The 18015-nt window shown below is 63.7% G+C and carries 18 protein-coding genes and 1 tRNA gene; 8 read left to right on the top strand and 11 right to left on the bottom strand.

Annotated elements, in window-relative coordinates:
• Positions 1 to 133: 133 nt before the first annotated feature.
• From AC3D25_RS11500 to AC3D25_RS11485, 4 genes are all read right to left on the bottom strand, one after another.
• Complete coding sequence (locus AC3D25_RS11500) at positions 134 to 955, bottom strand: helix-turn-helix transcriptional regulator (RefSeq protein ID WP_488888519.1); 822 nt, start codon at positions 953 to 955, stop codon at positions 134 to 136.
• Positions 956 to 1701: 746 nt separating this feature from the next.
• Positions 1702 to 2196 carry a CreA family protein gene (locus tag AC3D25_RS11495; RefSeq protein ID WP_488888518.1) on the bottom strand — a complete coding sequence of 165 codons (495 nt, stop codon included), beginning with the start codon at positions 2194 to 2196 and terminating at the stop codon, positions 1702 to 1704.
• A gap of 286 nt (positions 2197 to 2482) precedes the next feature.
• On the bottom strand, positions 2483 to 3577 hold the full coding sequence (locus AC3D25_RS11490) for an aldose epimerase family protein (RefSeq protein WP_488888517.1): 1095 nt from the start codon (positions 3575 to 3577) through the stop codon (positions 2483 to 2485).
• Positions 3578 to 3615: 38 nt separating this feature from the next.
• Positions 3616 to 4365 (bottom strand): FadR/GntR family transcriptional regulator, encoded by a 750-nt coding sequence (locus AC3D25_RS11485; RefSeq protein ID WP_488888516.1) that lies wholly within the window; start codon positions 4363 to 4365, stop codon positions 3616 to 3618.
• Between the two features lie 157 nt (positions 4366 to 4522).
• Here AC3D25_RS11485 and AC3D25_RS11480 point away from each other — a divergent pair, with 157 nt between their 5' ends.
• From AC3D25_RS11480 to AC3D25_RS11470, 3 genes are read left to right on the top strand one after another with little or no spacing between them, the layout of a single operon-like run.
• Positions 4523 to 5266 carry a (Fe-S)-binding protein gene (locus AC3D25_RS11480; protein WP_488888515.1) on the top strand — a complete coding sequence of 248 codons (744 nt, stop codon included), beginning with the start codon at positions 4523 to 4525 and terminating at the stop codon, positions 5264 to 5266.
• A complete protein-coding gene (locus AC3D25_RS11475; RefSeq protein ID WP_488888514.1) occupies positions 5263 to 6654 on the top strand; it encodes a lactate utilization protein B in 1392 nt (463 codons plus the stop codon). The genes AC3D25_RS11480 and AC3D25_RS11475 overlap by 4 nt, the downstream gene beginning before the upstream one ends.
• The gene (locus AC3D25_RS11470; protein ID WP_488888513.1) at positions 6651 to 7274 is read left to right on the top strand and encodes a LutC/YkgG family protein; all 624 of its coding nucleotides are present in this window, start codon (positions 6651 to 6653) and stop codon (positions 7272 to 7274) included. The genes AC3D25_RS11475 and AC3D25_RS11470 overlap by 4 nt, the downstream gene beginning before the upstream one ends.
• Before the next feature lie 72 nt (positions 7275 to 7346).
• On the opposite strand, the gene AC3D25_RS11465 is transcribed toward AC3D25_RS11470, so the two are convergent.
• Positions 7347 to 7422 (bottom strand) — tRNA-Asn (locus AC3D25_RS11465).
• Between the two features lie 159 nt (positions 7423 to 7581).
• A complete protein-coding gene (gene fdxA, locus AC3D25_RS11460; protein WP_087642698.1) occupies positions 7582 to 7905 on the bottom strand; it encodes a ferredoxin FdxA in 324 nt (107 codons plus the stop codon).
• A 298-nt stretch (positions 7906 to 8203) separates the two neighbouring features.
• On the opposite strand from fdxA, the gene pncB reads away from it, so the two are divergent.
• The 5 genes from pncB to AC3D25_RS11435 all read left to right on the top strand — a co-directional run bounded on the left by pncB (position 8204) and on the right by AC3D25_RS11435 (position 13899).
• The gene (gene pncB, locus AC3D25_RS11455) at positions 8204 to 9394 is read left to right on the top strand and encodes a nicotinate phosphoribosyltransferase (RefSeq protein WP_488888512.1); all 1191 of its coding nucleotides are present in this window, start codon (positions 8204 to 8206) and stop codon (positions 9392 to 9394) included.
• 85 nt (positions 9395 to 9479) lie between these two features.
• Positions 9480 to 10151: a LutC/YkgG family protein gene (locus tag AC3D25_RS11450; protein ID WP_488888511.1), complete on the top strand. Its 672-nt coding sequence runs from the start codon at positions 9480 to 9482 to the stop codon at positions 10149 to 10151.
• Entirely contained in the window at positions 10148 to 11560 is a 1413-nt protein-coding gene (locus AC3D25_RS11445; RefSeq protein ID WP_488888510.1) for a sodium:proton antiporter, read from the top strand. The genes AC3D25_RS11450 and AC3D25_RS11445 overlap by 4 nt, the downstream gene beginning before the upstream one ends.
• Positions 11561 to 11569: 9 nt before the next feature.
• On the top strand, positions 11570 to 12559 hold the full coding sequence (locus AC3D25_RS11440; RefSeq protein WP_488888509.1) for a 2-hydroxyacid dehydrogenase: 990 nt from the start codon (positions 11570 to 11572) through the stop codon (positions 12557 to 12559).
• A complete protein-coding gene (locus AC3D25_RS11435) occupies positions 12556 to 13899 on the top strand; it encodes a DNA recombination protein RmuC (protein ID WP_488888508.1) in 1344 nt (447 codons plus the stop codon). Before AC3D25_RS11440 ends, AC3D25_RS11435 begins: the two co-directional genes overlap by 4 nt.
• A 33-nt stretch (positions 13900 to 13932) precedes the next feature.
• Here the strand turns inward: AC3D25_RS11435 and AC3D25_RS11430 are convergent, their stop codons facing one another.
• From AC3D25_RS11430 to moaA, 5 genes are all read right to left on the bottom strand, one after another.
• Complete coding sequence (locus AC3D25_RS11430; protein WP_488888507.1) at positions 13933 to 14415, bottom strand: GNAT family N-acetyltransferase; 483 nt, start codon at positions 14413 to 14415, stop codon at positions 13933 to 13935.
• Complete coding sequence (locus AC3D25_RS11425) at positions 14415 to 14690, bottom strand: hypothetical protein (protein ID WP_488888506.1); 276 nt, start codon at positions 14688 to 14690, stop codon at positions 14415 to 14417. Before AC3D25_RS11425 ends, AC3D25_RS11430 begins: the two co-directional genes overlap by 1 nt.
• A gap of 56 nt (positions 14691 to 14746) precedes the next feature.
• A complete protein-coding gene (gene moeA, locus AC3D25_RS11420; protein WP_488888505.1) occupies positions 14747 to 16063 on the bottom strand; it encodes a molybdopterin molybdotransferase MoeA in 1317 nt (438 codons plus the stop codon).
• 117 nt (positions 16064 to 16180) lie between these two features.
• Positions 16181 to 16735, bottom strand: coding sequence for a molybdenum cofactor guanylyltransferase MobA (mobA, locus tag AC3D25_RS11415; protein ID WP_488889668.1), 555 nt, complete (start codon positions 16733 to 16735; stop codon positions 16181 to 16183).
• A gap of 88 nt (positions 16736 to 16823) precedes the next feature.
• The gene (moaA, locus tag AC3D25_RS11410; protein WP_488888504.1) at positions 16824 to 17942 is read right to left on the bottom strand and encodes a GTP 3',8-cyclase MoaA; all 1119 of its coding nucleotides are present in this window, start codon (positions 17940 to 17942) and stop codon (positions 16824 to 16826) included.
• Between the last annotated feature and the right edge of the window lie 73 nt (positions 17943 to 18015).

Raw genomic sequence — 18015 nt, 5'->3', positions numbered from 1 at the left:
GGTTGTTGTTGACGGTGGACGGGTCTGACGGGCGATTCACGGTTTCCTCCTGAGGCAGCGAGGATACGGCCAATCCTGCCTCCGAGACTTGTACGTTCTTGCGGTGTGCGCTGAGCCGTGAGCGATTAAGCGATTATCGCCATCGACCCGGCGACACACCGTACGCACGCTTGAAATGCCGCGTGAAATGGCTTTGATCGGTGAAACCGCTGGCGGCGGCGATCTCGGTCACCGGCACGCCCGCGCGCAACGCGCCGAGCGCCCGCAGCAGGCGCATGTGGTTGCGCCACGCGTGCGGCGCGAGTCCGGTTTCGCGCGTGAAAAGCCGTGCCGCATGAAACGTCGATAACCCGACGCTCGCCGCGAGTTCCGCCAGCGTCAGGGGCTCGGCGAGATCGTCGGTGAGGCGCGTTTTCATGGCTTCGACGCGCACGGCGTCCGCGTGCAGGCGCGCGCGCGTGACGCGCGTATCGGCGTGGCGCGCGACGAGCGTGGATACGGCATCGACGAGTGCAGTTTCTGCTGCGAGCGGATCGGCGGCGGATTCGAGCGCTTGATGCGCGCATACGAGGCGATGGGCGAGATCGGGATCGCGGATGATTTCGGCTGCGAACCACGGCGTGGGTTGCTCGCGTCCGGCGATTTCGCTCGTGAGCGATTGCACGAAGTCCACTGGCAGATAGAACACGCGATACCGCCAGCCTGCATCGACCGCCCGCGCGCCGGTATGCACCTCACCGGGATTGATGACCGGAATGGAGCCCGCCTCGGCGACGAAGTGCGACCCGCGATAGTCGTAGCACTCCGCGCCCGCCTCGATCACCGGGACGGCGTACGCGTCGTGCCAGTGCGGCGTGAACGCGTGGTCGTAGTACTCGGCGGTTAGCATGTCCGCGTTGGGGACAAGCGGCGAGCGCCAGTACTTTGCGGAGTTGCTGAAGCGGGGGAGGGACATGGGGCGGTGGACTGAGCGTCGGTCGGACAGTTTACCGCGAACGGATTCGGTTGCTGGTGCGCGTTGTTTTGGTTTGCTGGCGCTTTTTGTTTTTGTTTGCCTGTGGTGTCTGGGAACTTGCTTTCGTGTAGGTTTATAAGCACGCCGCTATGCGCGGCAGCAGTCACTTTCTTTGCTGCTGCAAAGAAAGTAACCAAAGAAACCAGCGTGACCTACTAAGTGTCCACCACGAACCGTTTCCGGAAGTGGTGCGCAAGCTGATTCGGCCATCGCACCACTCGACAGAGTGGAGCCGCTCATCCATCCCCACAGGCACAAAGTGCCTGCCGGAACGGCATAACCAAACCAAACCAAACCAAACCAAACCAAACCAAGCTAGACCAGACCAAACCGACGGTTTTTATATATGCCCGTCGTCCTCGCGTAGCGAGGATGGAACTGACAGGCGCTGTGCCAATACCAAGAACTGCGAGATAGCCGAGTCAGCTTGCGCGCCTATCCGCGAGGTTATTCGAGGTGGACACTTAGGCGGATAAGCTGCTTTCTTTGGTTACTTTCTTTGCAGCAGCAAAGAAAGTGACTGCTGCCGCGCATAGCGGCGTGCTAATAAACCTACACGAAAGCAAGTTCAAAAGAAGCGCAGGCAATCAAAAGCAAAAAGCGCCAGCAAACCAAAACCCACCAGCAAACCCAAAACCCGCACGTAATCAAAAGCAAAGGGCGCCAGCAAACCCAAAACCCCCATTCTATTTGACGGGAATAACCGTCCCCTCAGGCACGGGCACGGCCGTCACACTATTCTTAGCGCTCCCGGTCGCAATCCGATCGCTATAAGTTAGATAAACGAGCGTATTGCGCTTAGCATCGACAATCCGCACCACGTGCAACGTCTTAAAGATGAGCGACATCCGGTCAGAAAACACATCGGCTTTCTGCTTGAGCGGCGCGGCGATCTTGATCGGTGCGACTTGGCGGCAGGCGATCGACGCTTCGGTCGGATCTTCGGCAATCCCGAGCGTGCCCTTAACCCCGCCCGTCCGCGCGCGCGAAACGTAGCAAGTGACGCCCGCGACGCCAGGGTCGTCGTAGGCTTCCACACTCACGCGATCAGAGCCGGTGAAGCGAAAATTCGTGTTCACACTCGCGATTTCCTCGGCGTGAGCGAACGTCGCGCCCGCAGCCAGCAAGGTAACGAAGCACGAGGTAGCGAGGCACGAGTTGATGCGGACGGCACGTTTCATCGGAATCCTTCGGAAAATGAAAAAGGCGTCGTATTGTAACGACGCCTTCGCGCTTGTCTCACGCCTCTTGTTTCCGGCCCAGCCGGAGAGCCGTGATTTCAGTGAAAAATCAGATAAAGGATCACCAGCACGACGACCGGCACACCAAGCAACCATCCGAGTAGATAAGGCATTTTTTGTCCCTCCCGTTCGATATCTGTTTTCGATGAATCCAGTATCGATGAAGCGAGCGTGCGCCGGTAGCAGAGGCCGTCCGATATGCGTGTAGGCGCTGTCCTATGCGCGATTATTCAGACCTGACGGTATAACGCGTCTCCTGACGATACCGCTCGCCCGGCCGCAGTATCACGCGTTCGGCCTCGGGCATGTTGACTTCGTTCGGAAACCCGCCCGCTTCGAGGCAAAAGCCCGCATGCTTGGCGTATTGCCCGCCGCCCTTGGCCAGCGCGCCTTCCAGATAATTGCCGGTGTAGAACTGCAAGCCGCGCTCGGTCGTCGCGACGACGAGTTCGCGGCCGCTCGCCGGATCGACGACCTTCGCGACTTCGCGCAACGTGGGCATTTCGGTCGGCGTCGCGCCGCCGCGCAGCACGTAGCAGTGGTCGAAGCCGCGCGCGAGCGTGAGTTGTTCGTCGGGTGTGTCGAGGCGCGCGCCGAGCGTCGCCGGTTCGCGCAGATCGAACGGCGTCCCGGCGACGTCCGCGCGATGCGTCGGGATCAGTGTGGAATCGACGGCGTAGAACGCGTCGGCGTCGATCGATACGCGATGCCCGCGGATATCGGCCGAACCCGAACCCGATCCCGAACCCGATCCCGATCCCGATCCCGCCAGATTGAAGTACACGTGATTCGTCAGGTTGATCGGCGTGGGCGCGTCCGAGAGTGCGTCGTAGGCGATGGTGAGCGCGCTGCCCGCGTCGGTTTCCTCGAACGTATAGTGGACCGTGACCGTCAGCGCGCCCGGAAAACCGGCTTCGCCCGCGGGCGAATAGTGCGTGAAGGTGAGTGCGTCGCCGCTCGGATCGGTCTGCCAGCGCGCGCGGTGAAAGCCGCTGAAGCCGCCGTGCAGCAGGTTCTCGCCCTGATTGCGGTCGAGCGCGTAGTCCACGCCGTCGAGCGTGAAACGCGCCCGGGCGATACGGTTCGCCCAGCGCCCGATCAGCGCGCCCATGTAGGTCGTGCCCGATAGATAGTCAGCGGGACGGTCGTGGCCGAGCACGATATCGGCAAGCTGGCCGTTGCGGTCCGGCGCGAACCACGAGACGATCGCGCCGCCCAGATCGCTCACCGTGACGCGCGGGCCGTCCGCGCGGCCGAGCGTGTAGAGATGGATGGGCGTGGCATCGTCGACGAGGCCCCAGCGGGTGACGTGTGTGGACATTCGGTTTCCGTTCGAAAGGTAAGAGCGGGGAGAGCGGATCAAAGCGGCGCGGCTGCGCGCCCGTTTTTCGGCGGACGCTCGCGATAGAGCGCCTGCACGTAATCGAGATGACGCCCCGCCGCGTCGCGTGCGGCAGAGGAATCGCGGGCGGCGATCGCATCGAAAATTGCCTGATGCTGCGCGAGCAGATTCGCCTCGACGTCGTCGTCGTAATCGACCAACCGGTGCGACGTGAGCATCGTCTCGCGGATCAATTCGTGCAGTCCGTGCATCACATGCGCGAGCGCGACGTTGTGCGTCGCGTCGGCGATCGCCAGATGAAACGCCGCGTCGCGCTCGGCGATCCGCGTGCGTTTCGGCTCGGCCGCCGCCGCTTTCAGCGACTCGAAGGCGCTCGCGATACGCGCCAGATCGGCGTCGGTCGCGCGCTCCGCGGCGTAGGCGGTCGAAAGAGACTCCAGCCCGTGGCGCAATTCGAGCACGTCCGCGCTCGCATTCGGATGCGCGGAAAGCAGCGCGGCGAGCGGATCGGACACGAGCGGCGCGGTCACGTCCGACACCAGGAAACCACCGCGTGCGACCGCCCGGATAAAGCCATCGGATTCGAGCCGGATCAGCGCTTCGCGCAGCGACGGCCGCGACACGTTCAGTTGCTCGGCCAGTTCCCGCTCGGCGGGCAGCCGCTGACCCGGCAGCAGCGCGCCACTGGAAATCAGCGCGCGGATCTGGTCCGAGACGACATCGGACAAACGCACGCGCGAGTAGGAATGAACGGGCTGAAAAGTCATTAGAGCAGGAGGATTCGCAAGGTTCTGGCCGATGAGACCAGCGGATTATCCTAGTTTGACACGAAAGAGCACAAACCTTAAAGTCGTGGTCAGACCAAGCTGACCAACGCTGGCATTTCATGCGCGCGTCGGCACCATTCCTCACGCCCCGACGCTCATGAAAGTTGCTCTTTTCGTTCCCTGTTTCATCGATGCCTTCTATCCCGAGGTCGGCGTCGCGACGCTCGAACTGCTCGAACGGCTGGGCGTCGAAGTCGATTATCCTGAGTCGCAAACTTGCTGCGGCCAGCCGATGGCGAACAGCGGCGCGCAAAAGGAAGCGGCGGGCGCGGAGCGCGTGTTCGCGCGAAATTTCGCCGATTACGACTACGTGGTCGGTCCGTCGGCGAGTTGCATCAACCATGTGCGCGAGCACCTGACCGCCATCGAGCAAACCGCCGCCGTGAAGAAGGTCCGGGCGAACGCGTTCGAACTCACCGAATTTCTTCACGACGTGCTGCAGGTGCGCGAGTTTCCGTGGGCCGAATTTCCGCATCGCGTGGGGCTGCACAACAGTTGCAGCGCGATCCGGCATTTGCGCGAGGCGTCGGCATCGGAAATCGCCGAGCCGCCGTTTTCCAAGCCGCGTGCGCTGCTCGAACGCGTGAGGGGCATCGAATTCGTCACGCCCGCGCGCCCCGACGAATGCTGCGGCTTCGGCGGAACGTTTTCGGTGACGGAGGAAGCGGTGTCGGTGCGCATGGGTCAGGACAAGGTGCGCGACCATGTCGGCGCGGGCGCGCAGTACATCGTCTCCGGCGACATGTCGTGTCTGATGCACCAACAAGGCTGCGCCGAGCGGCTGAAACTCGGCGCGCGGTTTATCCATATTGCGCAGGTGCTGAACGGAGCGCGCGAATGACCAAGACAGTGCGGATCGACCACGCGAAGGCGGCGGGCGCGTTCATCGCGAAGACGGATCACGTCGCGTTTCACGACAAGCGGCTGTGGGACTTGCGCTCGAAGCGCGATGTTCAGGCGCACGGGATTCCCGAGTGGGAAACGCTGCGCGATCTGGCGTCGGGCATCAAGGAACATACGCTCTCGCATCTCGCCGACTACATCGAGCAATTCGCCGATCAGGCCGCGCGCAACGGCGTGATCGTGCATTACGCGTCGACCGCCGAGGAGCACAACGAGATCGTGCATCGGCTGATGTCCGAGCGCGGCATGACGACGCTCGTCAAGAGCAAGTCCATGCTCACCGACGAATGCGCGATGCGCGCGTACCTCGAACCGCGCGGCATCACGGTGATGGAAACCGATCTCGGCGAGCGCATCCAGCAACTCGACGGCCAGGATCCGAGCCACATGGTCGTGCCCGCCGTCCACAAACTGCGTGCCGACGTGGCCGAGCTGTTCGGCCGCACGATCGGTACGGACCCGACGAACAACGACATTCACTATCTGGCGGAAAGCCAGCGCATGCATACGCGGCCGTACTTCGTGCGCGAGAAGACGGCGGGCATGACCGGCTGCAATTTCGCGGTGGCGGAGACGGGCACGGTGGTCGTCTGCACGAACGAGGGCAACGCCGATCTGTCCGCGAACGTGCCGCCGCTGCACATCGCGTCGATCGGGATCGAAAAGCTGATTCCGCGCATTTCGGACCTCGGCGTATTCGTGCGGATGCTGTCGCGCAGCGCGCTCGGCTCGCCGATCACGCAATACACCTCGCACTTCCGCGCGCCGCGTCCGGGCACGGAAATGCACTACATCCTCGTCGATCACGGCCGCTCGGAGCGGCTCGCGCTCGACGATTTCTGGTATTCGCTGAAGTGCATCCGCTGCGGCGCGTGCATGAATACGTGTCCGGTATATCGGCGAAGCGGCGGGTTGTCGTATGGCGGCACGTATTCCGGGCCGATCGGCGCGATCATCAATCCGACCTTCGATCTGAAGCGCTATAGCAGCTTGCCGTTCGCATCGACGCTGAACGGCAGCTGCACGAGCGTGTGCCCGGTGCGCGTGAATATCCACGAGCAGATTTACAAATGGCGCGAGGTGATCGCCGCGCAGCACGAGGTGCCGTTCGTCAAAAAGGAAGTGCTGAAGATGGCGGGGCGGCTGCTCGCGAGCCCGACGCTTTATCGCGCGACGGTGGCGTCGCTCGGCGGCGCGCTCAAGCGGCTGCCGAATTTCGTGCTGTATAACCCGCTGAATATCTGGGGACGTCAGCGCGACTTGCCGGACGCGCCCGCTGAGACTTTTCACGAGTGGTATCGCAAAAATCGGAAGGCGCAGAAATGACGAACGACACGTTGAACACGCCTGCAACCGCTTCCTTGGGCACGTCGCGCGACGCGTTCATCGCGCGGATCCGCGCCGCTCAGCCCGCCGCGCGACCGCTCCCCGATGTTCCGCTCTTCAGCGCCCGCCAAGACGACCGCGTCGTGCGCTTCACCAACGCACTCGCGATGATGGGCGGCACGTGCATCGAGGCGAGCGGCTTGGACACCGTGCGCGCGCTGCTTGGTGAACGCTTCGGCCCGGAGGCAGTGATTGCGTCGGCGGTGGCGGGGATCGAGGGTAACCGGACGCTCGATGCGAACACGGTGCCGTCGTCGCTTCAGGACGTCGACGTGGGCGTGGTGCGAGGCCGCTTCGGCGTCGCGGAAACGGGTTCGGTGTGGTTCAGCGAGGACGAATACATCGTCAATTCGATTGGCTATCTGGTGCAGCATCTGGTCGTGCTGCTCGATCCCGCTCAACTCGTCGATGGCTTGCAGGACGTCTACCGACGACCGGACTTCAAGACAGCGCGTTATGCCGTGCTCGTCACGGGACCATCGGCGACGGCGGATATCGAAGGCGTGCTGATTCGCGGCGCACAGGGCGTGCGATCGCTGACGGTTGTGTGGCTCGCATAGCGGCGTTCAATAACCAAAAGACCAAAGCAAAAAGCCCAATCTTTCGATTGGGCTTTTTGCTTTGGAACCTTTTGGCTCCCCGACCTGGGCTCGAACCAGGGACCTACGGATTAACAGTCCGGCGCTCTACCAACTGAGCTATCGGGGAACATCTGCAGCACAGAAATGAAATTATATGAGGGGTTATGTACCCTGTCAACACCCTGCGTTCATCTCGATTTAAATTTTTTTGCGGCCGTCTTTGGATGACGCTTTAACCGAGTGGCAGGGGCGCTGACGTCCCTCGCAAGACACCTTATTGCTCGCCTTATCGTTCGAGCAGGTCGAGCTTTTCCTTCACGTCCTTGAAGTCGTCGGCTTCCGGCAGCGGCGCCTTCGTCTTCGTGATGCTCGGCCAGTTGCGCGCGAGTTCGGCATTCAGTTCGGTGAAATGCTGCTGGTCGCCGGGGACGTCTTCTTCGGCATAGATGGCGTTCACCGGACATTCGGCCACGCACACGGCGCAGTCGATGCACTCGTCGGGATCGATCGCGAGAAAGTTGGGACCTTCACGGAAGCAATCCACCGGGCACACGTCCACGCAGTCGGTATAGCGGCACTTGATGCAGCTTTCGGTCACAACGTGAGTCATTCAGGCTCCTGCATGCGGAATTCGGTGGGGGCGGCGTCCAGTGCGGCTACATAGGCCGGGCACGTTGCGCGCGAAAGCCGGTATTGTAGCGTACCGGTAAATATCAGCGCGAGCCCCGTGCAGCGCCTCTTATATCGTTTCGTGATTAGTTTATGGGAGCGTGCGCCAACGCTCATCGGCGCGTGCCGCCGGGCCGCGCGATCCGTCGCCGATTGCGCATTCGGGTAACATGACATGAAGCTGCGGGGCGCTTGAGCGCGGGCTCCGTCATTCGTGTTTCGTTTGTCCGGTTGGAACCATGATCATCAAATCGCTGCTCGATACCGATCTCTACAAGTTCACCATGATGCAGGTCGTCCTGCATCATTTCCCGGCGGCGCACGTCGAATATCGCTTCCGCTGCCGCACGCCGAACGTCGATCTCACGCCGTATATCGACGAAATCCGCGAAGAGATCCGCGAGCTTTGCGAGTTGCGTTTCACCGAAGACGAACTCGACTACCTGCGCCGGATGCGCTTCATCAAGAGCGATTTCATCGACTTCCTGGCGCTCTTTCACCTAAGCGAAAAGTCCATCACGATCACGCCGTCGGCCAAGCAGAATGGCGAGATCGATATCGAGATCGTCGGTCCGTGGCTGCATACCATTCTGTTCGAGATTCCGGTTCTCGCCATCGTCAACGAGGTCTATTTCCGGAACACGCAAATGCACGCCGACTACGAAGTCGGCCGCGACCGGCTGCGCGACAAGATTCAGCTTCTCGGCGCGCGGCCTGAATTCTCGGAATGCAAGATCGCCGATTACGGCACGCGCCGCCGCTTCTCGCAGCGCTGGCACGAGGAAGTGATCCTCACGCTGAAGGAAGGTCTCGGCGAACAGTTCGCCGGCACGAGCAACGTCTTCTACGCGATGAAACACGGCCTGCGTCCGCTCGGCACGATGGCGCACGAGTACTTGCAGGCGTGCCAGGCGCTCGGGCCGCGTCTGCGCGACTCGCAAACCTTCGGCTTCGAAATGTGGGCGAAGGAGTATCGCGGCGACTTGGGTATCGCGCTGTCCGACGTGTACGGCATGAAGGCGTTCCTGCGCGACTTCGACATGTATTTCTGCAAGCTCTTCGACGGCGCGCGCCACGATTCGGGCGATCCGTTCGACTGGGGCGAGCGCCTCATCAAGCATTACGAGGAGAACCGCTGCGATCCGCGCACCAAGGTGCTGGTGTTTTCCGACGCGCTGGATATTCCGAAAGTGCTGCAACTCTATGAGCGTTTTCGCGGACGTTGCCAACTCGCGTTCGGCGTCGGTACGAACCTGACGAACGACCTCGGCTATCAACCGCTGCAGGTCGTCATCAAGATGGTGCGCTGCAACGGCCAGCCGGTCGCGAAGCTTTCCGATTCGCCGGGCAAGAACATGTGCGAGGACAAGGCGTATCTCGCGTATCTGCGGCAGGTGTTCGAGATCGCGCAGCCGGTCGGCGAGCCTTGATCCGCCGACGTTAGCCGTTTGGCGGGTGCGCCACGAGAAGGGCGCTCGTTATAATCGCCGTTCAGAGGCTAACGAGGACAGCATCATGGATACATCGGCCGCCCGCCGAAACATCTTCGCCCGCATTCGCTCGGCACAAAAGCGGCCCGCCGCGCCGAGCCAGTCCGAACGCGATGCCGTCGCCGATTATCTCGAACGCCATCCCGCCGGGCCGCGTCCGCCGATGCCCGAAGACGTCACCGGGCGTATCGCGCGCTTCACCGACGAAGCCGCGCGCCTTTCCACCACCATCGCCGAAGTGTCGCAACTCGCCGACGCGCCCGCCGAGGCCGCACGCTATCTGACGTCGCTGAATCTCGACGCGCGGGTGGTCGCGTGGCCGTCGCTCGCCGCGCTGCCGTGGCGCGAGGCGGGACTCGACGCCGAGTTCCGCAAGCCCGCCGACGCCGATCTCACCGGCATCACCGGATGCTTCTGCGCGACCGCCGAAACCGGCTCGCTCGTGCTGCTGTCCGGACCCGACACGCCCGCGTCCGGCGCGCTGTTGCCGCAGACGCATATCGCGATCGTGCCGGCGTCGCGCATTGTCGACGGTCACGAAGATGCCTTCGCGCTGATCCGCGCCGAACGCGGCGAGTTGCCGCGCGCCGTGAATTTCGTGTCGGGTCCGTCACGCACCGGCGATATCGAGCAAACCATCGTTCTCGGGGCTCACGGGCCTTACCGGGTGCATGTGATCATCGTGCTCGAAGCATGAGCGCCCGACGCGTTGTTCTTGCCGCGACGCTCGCGCTGGCGCCTGTGATCGCGCACGCCGCCACGCCCGACGGCGCCGCGCTCTCCGCGTTCTGGGCCATTCCGTTCGCCGGTATCCTGCTGTCGATCGCCATCGGGCCGCTCGCTGCGCCGAAGCTCTGGCATCACCACTTCGGCAAAATCTCGGCCGCCTGGGCCGTGCTTTTTCTGGCGCCGTTCGCGTGGCGATTCGGCGCGGATACCGCGTTCGCCGCGTTCGTCCACGCGGCGCTCGAAGAATACGTGCCGTTCATCGTCCTGCTCACGACGCTCTATACCGTGGCGGGCGGAATTTGCATGCGCGGCAATCTGCATGGTTCGCCACGGCTGAACACGGGTCTGCTCGCGCTCGGCGCGGCGCTCGCGAGCATCATGGGCACGACCGGCGCGGCCATGCTGCTGATCCGGCCGCTGCTGCGCGCAAACGACAACCGCAAGCACGTCGTGCACGTGGTCGTGTTCTTCATTTTTCTGGTGGCGAACGCGGGCGGCGCGCTGTCGCCGCTCGGCGATCCGCCGCTCTTTCTCGGCTTCCTGAACGGCGTGAGTTTTTTCTGGACCACCGTCCACCTTGCCGCGCCGATGCTGTTTATCTGCGGCGTGCTGCTCGCGCTCTTTTTCGCGCTCGATACGTATTACTTCCGGCACAAGGAAGAATCGCGCAGCGCCTTTCTCGATCCCTCGCCCGACACGCCGCCGCTCGGGATCGACGGCAAGATCAACTTCGTGCTGCTCGCGGTGGTGATTGGGCTCGTGCTGATGAGCGGCATCTGGAAGCCGGACATTCACGTGGATATTTTCGGCACGCACGTCGCGCTGCAAAATCTCACGCGCGACGTGCTGCTCGCGCTGGTCGCGGTGGCGTCGCTCGTCCTCACGCCGAAAAGCGCGCGCGCGGGCAATGCGTTCGAGTGGGCGCCGATCGCGGAAGTCGCCAAGTTGTTCGCGGGCATTTTCCTGACCATCGTGCCGGTCATCACGATCCTGCGGGCGGGCGAATCCGGCGCGTTCGCGGGTGTCGTGCATCTGGTTACGGGCCCGGACGGCAAGCCGCACGATCTCGCGTATTTCTGGGCGACGGGCCTGCTTTCATCGTTCCTCGATAACGCGCCGACCTATCTCGTCTTCTTCAATCTCGCGGGCGGCGACGCGAACGCGCTGATGACGACCGGCGCGACCACGCTCGCCGCGATCTCGGCCGGCGCCGTGTTCATGGGCGCGAACAGTTATATCGGCAACGCGCCGAATTTCATGGTCAAGGCCATCGCGGAATCGCGCGGTGTGCGCATGCCCAGTTTCGTGGCTTACCTCGGCTGGTCGACGGCGGTGTTGCTGCCATTGTTCGTCGTCACCGGCTGGCTATTTTTCTAGGAGAGTTCGATGAAGAAGGTGTTGGTGTCGCGTCCCGTGTTTCCCGAAGTGGTCGAGCGGCTGAAGCAGTATTTCGACGTGGACGCGAATCTGGGTGACGTGCTCAGTCCCGCCGACCTCGTTGTGCGTCTCGCAGACAAGGACGGCGCGTTCGTCGCGGGCGATCCGGTCGGCGAAGCAGTGTTCGCAGCCGCGCCCCGGCTTTCGGTGGTCGCGAACATGGCGGTCGGCTACAACAATTTCGACATGGCGGCGTTCGACGCGCACAACGTGCTCGGCACCAACACGCCCGACGTGCTGAACGAAACCACGGCGGACTTCGGCTGGGCACTGATGATGGCGGCCGCGCGCCGCGTCGCGGAATCCGAGCATTTCCTGCGCGCGGGCAAGTGGGGCAAATGGTCGTTCGACGCGTTCCTCGGCTCGGATGTGCACGGGTCGACGCTTGGCGTGATCGGCATGGGCCGGATCGGCCAGGCGCTCGCCCGGCGCGCGCGCGGCTTCAATATGCGCGTGATCTATCACAACCGTTCGCGCGTTTCACCCACGATCGAGGCGGAACTGAACGCCGAATACGCGTCGAAGGAAGATTTGCTGAAGCGCGCCGATCACGTCGTGCTGGTGCTGCCGTACTCGGCCGAAAGCCATCACACGATCCGCGCCGCCGATCTCGCGCTGATGAAACCCACGGCGACGCTCACGAATATCGCGCGCGGCGGGATCGTGGACGACGCGGCGCTGATCGAGGCGCTGCGCAACAAGACCATCGCCGCGGCCGGGCTGGATGTGTTCGAGGGCGAGCCGAATTTCAATCGCGATTTCCTGACCGTCGATAACGTCGTCCTGACACCGCATATCGCGAGCGCAACCGAGGCCACGCGCCGCGCCATGGCGAATCTCGCCGCCGATAACCTGATCGCTGGATTGGGTGAGGGGCCGCGCGCCGGCAATCCGCCGAATCCGATCAATCCCGGCGTTCTCGGTCAGGCGCGTTCATGATCCTCTGGTTGTCGGGCGCAATCGCCGTGCTGGCGGTCGCGCTGGTGATTGCACTTTTGCTGCTGCTGAGAAACCGCGCGTCGGACGATATCGAAGACTCGTTCGCCGCATTGGCCGACCGGATCGACGATATGGGCGAGGCGCACGCCCGCGCGCAGGAACGGCTCGAGCGCGGCATGCGTAGCGAGGTCGCGGAGAGCGCGCGTGCCTCGCGGACCGAGGCGGGCGCGGGTTTCGCGCAGTTCCAGCGCACGCTGCTCGCGCAACTCGCGAGCACGGCGAGCGTGCAGAACGAACAACTCGCGCATCTTTCCTTGGCGAACGATCGGCGGCTCGCCGAAGTGCGCGATACGCTGGAGGCGCGTCTGAAGGCGATCGAGGCGAACAACGCGTCGAAGCTGGAAGAAATGCGCGTGACCGTCGATGAAAAGCTGCATGCCACGCTCGAACAGCGGCTGGGCGAATCGTTCAAGCAGGTGTCCGACCGGCTAGAGCAGGTTCATCGCGGGCTGGGTGAAATGCAGACGCTCGCGGCGGGCGTCGGCGATCTGAAAAAAGTGCTGACCAACGTCAAGACGCGCGGCACGTGGGGCGAAGTTCAGCTCGAAGCGCTGCTCGAACAGGTGCTCACGCCGGATCAATACGCGAAAAACGTCGCGACGATCCCGAAAAGCAGCGAGCGCGTGGAGTTCGCGATCAAACTGCCGGGCCGTCACGATGCGCCCGGCACGACGGGCGGAAGCGTGGCGACGCCGGTGTGGCTGCCTATCGACGCAAAATTTCCCCGCGAGGACTACGAGCGTTTGATCGATGCGCAGGATCGCGCTGACCCGGTCGGCGTGGAAGAGGCGTCGCGCGCGCTGGAAGGGCGGGTGCGCGCGGAAGCGAAGGCCATCGCCGAAAAGTATGTCGCGCCGCCGCACACGACCGATTTCGCGCTGCTGTTCCTGCCGACCGAAGGGCTGTACGCGGAAATCGTGCGTCGTCCGGGTTTGACGGATTTGCTGCAGCGGGAATATCGCGTGAGTATCGCCGGGCCGACCACGCTCACCGCGTTGCTCAATAGCTTGCAGATGGGCTTTCGTACGCTCGCGATCGAGAAGCGTTCGAGCGAGGTGTGGCAGGTGCTCGGCGCGGTCAAGACGGAGTTCAGGAAGTTCGGCGACGTGCTGGCGAAGACGAAAACGCAGCTCGAAACCGTGACGCGCTCGATCGAACAGGCCGAGACGCGCACGCGTCAGATGAGCAAGAAGCTGCGCGATGTCGAAGCGTTGCCCGGCGAGGAGTCGGCGAATCTGCTGGGTGAAAGCCGTCCGGATGAAGATCCGGACGAGCCTTGAAGTCGAGCGTTAAAGCTTTAAGGCGGTCAAGCGTCAGCCGGCGCGCGCGAGACCTTCGAGCGCGTCGCCGGTGATGCGCACGATGCGCCAGTCGGGCAGCACGGTTGCGCCCATTTTCTCGTAGAAGTCGATGGCGTTCTGGTTCCAGTCCAGCACCGACCACTCGAAGCGTCCGCATCGACGTTCGACGGCAAGCGCCGCCAACGCGCGCAACATCCGTTTGCCGAGGCCGCTGCCGCGCTGATCGGGCTGCACGTAGAGGTCTTCGAGATAAAGGCCGCGCTTGCCGAGAAACGTCGAGAAATTCTGGAAGAAGAGCGCGTAGCCCACCACCTTGCCGCTTTGCTCGGCGACCATCGCCTCGGCGGCCGGCCGCGTGCCGAAAAGCGCGTCGCGCACGCCGGGTTCGGTCGCGATGAACAAGTGCGTGAGCTTCTCGAACTCGGCCAGTTCGAGCATCAACGCGTAGATCGCGCTGACATCGGCGGGCGTGGCGGCACGAATGGTCGCGTTCATCACGCTTCCTCCGGCGCGTCGGACAGCACGATTTCGATCCCGCCGAACCGCGACGCGACCCAGTTGTACGCGTGGCAGGCAATCCACAGCAGGACGAAGCCGAGGATTGCGTTGAGCAGCAGCGCGCTTGTCACCGTGCTCACTTCCACCGACCCGTAACGGAAAAACGCGACCAGCACGCCGAGCAGCACGATCGGCACGCTGAACGTCAGGTACACGAGAATCAGCGCTTTCGCCGTCTGGCCCGGTGCGATGAAGGAAATCTGTTTTTTCATTGAAGGAAGGGTCCCGTGTGTCGATGTTGCGAATGCTTGTGATGCAGGAGTCGTGTTCATATGAGCCCGTCAAAAGGTAGGATCTCGACGGATTCGCCGGCGGCGACATCGCCGCGTTCGTGTTGCAGGACGATAAAACAGTTCGCCGCGCTCATGGAGCTGAGCACGCCCGAGCCTTGCGGTCCCGTCGATACCACTTGCCAGCCGCCATCCGCGCCGCGTTTGGCGACACCGCGCTGGAATTCGGTGCGTCCGGCGCGCTTCTTGAGCGGCTCGGTGGCGACCGCCGCGAAACGGGGCAGCACGTGCGGCGCCGCGCCGGACATTGCCAGAAGCGCCTCGCGGACAATGAAATAAAACGTCGCCATCACCGAGACCGGGTTGCCCGGCAAGCCGAAGAACAACGCCGATTCCCCTTCGCCCGCGCGCGGACCGGACCACAGGCGGCCGAACGCGAGCGGCCGGCCGGGGCGCATCGCGATCTTCCAGAACGCGATATCGCCGAGTGAATTCATCAGGTCGCGGGTGAAATCGGCGTCGCCCACCGACACGCCGCCCGACGTAATCACCACGTCGGCTTCCTGGGTCGCGCGGCGCAGCGCCGCGTCGAGCGAAGCGCGATCGTCGCGGACGATCCCGAAATCGAGCGGTTCGACGTCGAGCCGGCGCAGCATCGCGTAGAGCGTGTAGCGGTTGCTGTCGTAGACGCAGCCCGGCGCGAGCGGCTCGCCGACCGGGCGCAATTCGTCGCCGGTGGAAAAGAACGCAACGCGCAGACGCCGCCTGACCACGACTTCGGCGATCCCGAGCGACGCCAGCAAGCCAAGGTCGGATGCGCACACGACGCGTCCGCGCGCGAGCGCCGGCTGGCCTTTCGCGAGATCCTCGCCCGCGAGCCTGCGGTTCGAGCCCGGACGAAGCGCGTGGGCGGAAAAGCGAATGGCGTCGCCGTCGCGCGTCACGACTTCCTGCGGCACGACCGTGTCACAGCCGGGCGGAAGCAGCGCGCCGGTCATGATGCGAACGCATTGCGAGGCGAGCGGCGCGATATCGAACGGGCGTCCGGCGAGCGCGGTTCCGGCGACTCGCAGCGTCATATCCGACACGCCTTCCAGCGACGAGCCGGCGAACGCGTAGCCATCCATCGCGGAGTTGTCGTGCAGCGGCACGTCCATTGGCGAGATCACGTCTTCGGCCAGCACGCGGCCGAGCGCGTCGTGAAGGCCGACGCGCTCGATCAAGCCGTCCTGACTGCCGTTGCGCGCGCCACGCGGCGTCGCCCATTCGCGCACGATCTGCTGCGCGGCGCGCACGGGCAGGGCATTGGGATCGTACTGGTCGACGCAGCTTGAAAAGTGCTTGGGCGTGGTCATTCGGAACGTGTCGCGGCCGGGACTGGGCGAAAGAGGTTGGGCTTCAAGCGGGGCGGGTCGCGCGAGTTCTGGCTCGCCGCGATTGATGCGTAGCAGGTGCATCGCAGGACTGCGCGATTAACGGCGTTCCAGCCCGGCAAGCTGCTGCAAATCGTTGACATTGTAAAACGCGCGTTCATCGGCGAATGCCACTTCCACGGTCCTGTGGCGCGCGTACCACGCGCGCACCTTGCGCTCGCCCGTGCGCAGCCACGCTTCGAGGTCGTCCGCGAGCGCTACGCGCAACAACGCGAACACCGGTTGCAGATCGCGGCGGCCCGCGTCGTCCACCACGACGGCCAGCGCGATATCGGCGTCTTCGGCGACGAGCGCGGCGGACAACTTTTGCGCGAGCGACGAATCGACGAATGGCGCGTCGCACGGCGCGGTCAGCACGAATTCGGTCTCCGCTGCGCGCAATGCTTCCGCGATTCCCGCGAGCGGGCCGGGGAAATCGGCGAACGCGTCTGTCACGACGCGCGCGCCGAACGGCTCGCCGAGCGCCGCGTAACGTTCGATATTGCGGTTCGCGCTGATCAGCATCGCCCCCGTTTGCGGGCTCAGCCGGCGCATGACGAGGAGCGCGAGCGGATCGCCGTCGAGCAGTTGCAGCCCTTTATCGACGCCGCCCATACGCGCGCCGCGACCGCCCGCAAGGACGACGCCCGTGATGGTTTCTCTGGAGAGCGGCGCGACGGCGGCTTGGACTTCCGCAATCACCCTAGCCGCCGATGTACGACATTTCGACGCGCGGTGCGTCGGGGTTCGCGGCGGGCAATGCGCCGCTGCCGCGCAGTTGCGAATAGCGGTCGCCGCGGCCCTGCCAGATGCGGGCGATCGCGGTGCCGACGATTTCGTCGCTCGCGCCGCTGCGCACCAGGCTGCGGAGGTCGTGTCCTGCGTTGGCGAACAGGCAGAGATAGAGCTTGCCTTCGGTCGAGAGCCGCGCGCGCGTGCAGTCGCCGCAGAACGCGCGCGTCACGCTCGAAATCACGCCGATTTCGCCGCTGCCGTCCGCGTAGCCCCAGCGTTGCGCGGTTTCAGCGGCGCTGTGACCTTCGAGCGGCACGAGCGGGAAGTGCGCACCGATCCGCGCGACAACCTCCGCCGACGGCAACACTTCCGTCATGTTCCAGCCATTCGACGCGCCCACGTCCATATATTCGATAAACCGCAGCACGGCGCCGCTGCCTCTGAAATGCCGCGCCATCGGCAGGATTTCCGCGTCGTTCGTGCCGCGCTTGACCACCATGTTGACCTTCAGCGGCGCGAGACCGGCGGCGTGCGCGGCGTCGATGCCCGCGAGCACGTCGGCGACCGAGAAATCGGCGTCGTTCATGCGGCGGAAAAGGGTGTCGTCGAGCGCATCGAGACTGACCGTGACACGCGACAATCCCGCATCCTTGAGTGACTGAGCCTTGCGGGCGAGCAGCGAGCCGTTGGTGGTCAGCGTGATGTCGAGCGGCCGGCCGGCAGGTGTCTGCAAGCGCGCGAGCGATTCGATCAACCGCTCGATATTCTTGCGCAACAACGGCTCGCCGCCGGTCAGCCGGATTTTCTCGACCCCGTGCGCGACGAAAATCCGCGCAAGCCGCTCGATTTCCTCGAACGAGAGCAACGCGGAATGCGGCAGGAACGGATAGTCCTTGTCAAAGACATCGCGCGGCATGCAGTACACGCAACGGAAATTGCACCGATCGGTCACCGAGATGCGCAAATCGCGGAGCGGCCGCGCGAGCGTATCCACGACAATTCCGCTCGGCGTCGCGATGCTGCCCGCGAAGTGCGGGATGCTGACGGCCGAGCTGATTTCGGTGAGCGGAATGATGCGTCGTGACATGGCGTTTCGGGCTGGTGGGGCGGTATCGCGTGCTTTGGCTTAAATTGGGAAAAGCATGCCGCTTTCAATTGCA

The organism is Caballeronia sp. SL1002 (genome assembly GCF_057814995.1).
The sequence above is the reverse complement of the archived record's forward strand: the minus strand, read 5'-3'. Positions and strand labels throughout refer to the sequence as shown.

Excerpts from the sequence above, each read along its gene's own strand:
- fdxA (WP_087642698.1), bottom strand. The coding sequence starts at position 7,905 with ATGACTCACGTTGTGACCGAAAGCTGCATCAAGTGCCGCTATACCGAC.
- AC3D25_RS11445 (WP_488888510.1), top strand. The coding sequence starts at position 10,148 with ATGAGCGCCCGACGCGTTGTTCTTGCCGCGACGCTCGCGCTGGCGCCT.
- AC3D25_RS11500 (WP_488888519.1), bottom strand. The coding sequence starts at position 955 with ATGTCCCTCCCCCGCTTCAGCAACTCCGCAAAGTACTGGCGCTCGCCG.
- AC3D25_RS11425 (WP_488888506.1), bottom strand. The coding sequence starts at position 14,690 with ATGAAAAAACAGATTTCCTTCATCGCACCGGGCCAGACGGCGAAAGCG.
- pncB (WP_488888512.1), top strand. The coding sequence starts at position 8,204 with ATGATCATCAAATCGCTGCTCGATACCGATCTCTACAAGTTCACCATG.
- AC3D25_RS11480 (WP_488888515.1), top strand. The coding sequence starts at position 4,523 with ATGAAAGTTGCTCTTTTCGTTCCCTGTTTCATCGATGCCTTCTATCCC.
- AC3D25_RS11485 (WP_488888516.1), bottom strand. The coding sequence starts at position 4,365 with ATGACTTTTCAGCCCGTTCATTCCTACTCGCGCGTGCGTTTGTCCGAT.
- mobA (WP_488889668.1), bottom strand. The coding sequence starts at position 16,735 with ATGGGCGGCGTCGATAAAGGGCTGCAACTGCTCGACGGCGATCCGCTC.
- AC3D25_RS11475 (WP_488888514.1), top strand. The coding sequence starts at position 5,263 with ATGACCAAGACAGTGCGGATCGACCACGCGAAGGCGGCGGGCGCGTTC.
- AC3D25_RS11490 (WP_488888517.1), bottom strand. The coding sequence starts at position 3,577 with ATGTCCACACACGTCACCCGCTGGGGCCTCGTCGACGATGCCACGCCC.
- AC3D25_RS11435 (WP_488888508.1), top strand. The coding sequence starts at position 12,556 with ATGATCCTCTGGTTGTCGGGCGCAATCGCCGTGCTGGCGGTCGCGCTG.
- AC3D25_RS11495 (WP_488888518.1), bottom strand. The coding sequence starts at position 2,196 with ATGAAACGTGCCGTCCGCATCAACTCGTGCCTCGCTACCTCGTGCTTC.
- moaA (WP_488888504.1), bottom strand. The coding sequence starts at position 17,942 with ATGTCACGACGCATCATTCCGCTCACCGAAATCAGCTCGGCCGTCAGC.
- AC3D25_RS11450 (WP_488888511.1), top strand. The coding sequence starts at position 9,480 with ATGGATACATCGGCCGCCCGCCGAAACATCTTCGCCCGCATTCGCTCG.
- AC3D25_RS11430 (WP_488888507.1), bottom strand. The coding sequence starts at position 14,415 with ATGAACGCGACCATTCGTGCCGCCACGCCCGCCGATGTCAGCGCGATC.
- AC3D25_RS11440 (WP_488888509.1), top strand. The coding sequence starts at position 11,570 with ATGAAGAAGGTGTTGGTGTCGCGTCCCGTGTTTCCCGAAGTGGTCGAG.
- AC3D25_RS11470 (WP_488888513.1), top strand. The coding sequence starts at position 6,651 with ATGACGAACGACACGTTGAACACGCCTGCAACCGCTTCCTTGGGCACG.
- moeA (WP_488888505.1), bottom strand. The coding sequence starts at position 16,063 with ATGACCACGCCCAAGCACTTTTCAAGCTGCGTCGACCAGTACGATCCC.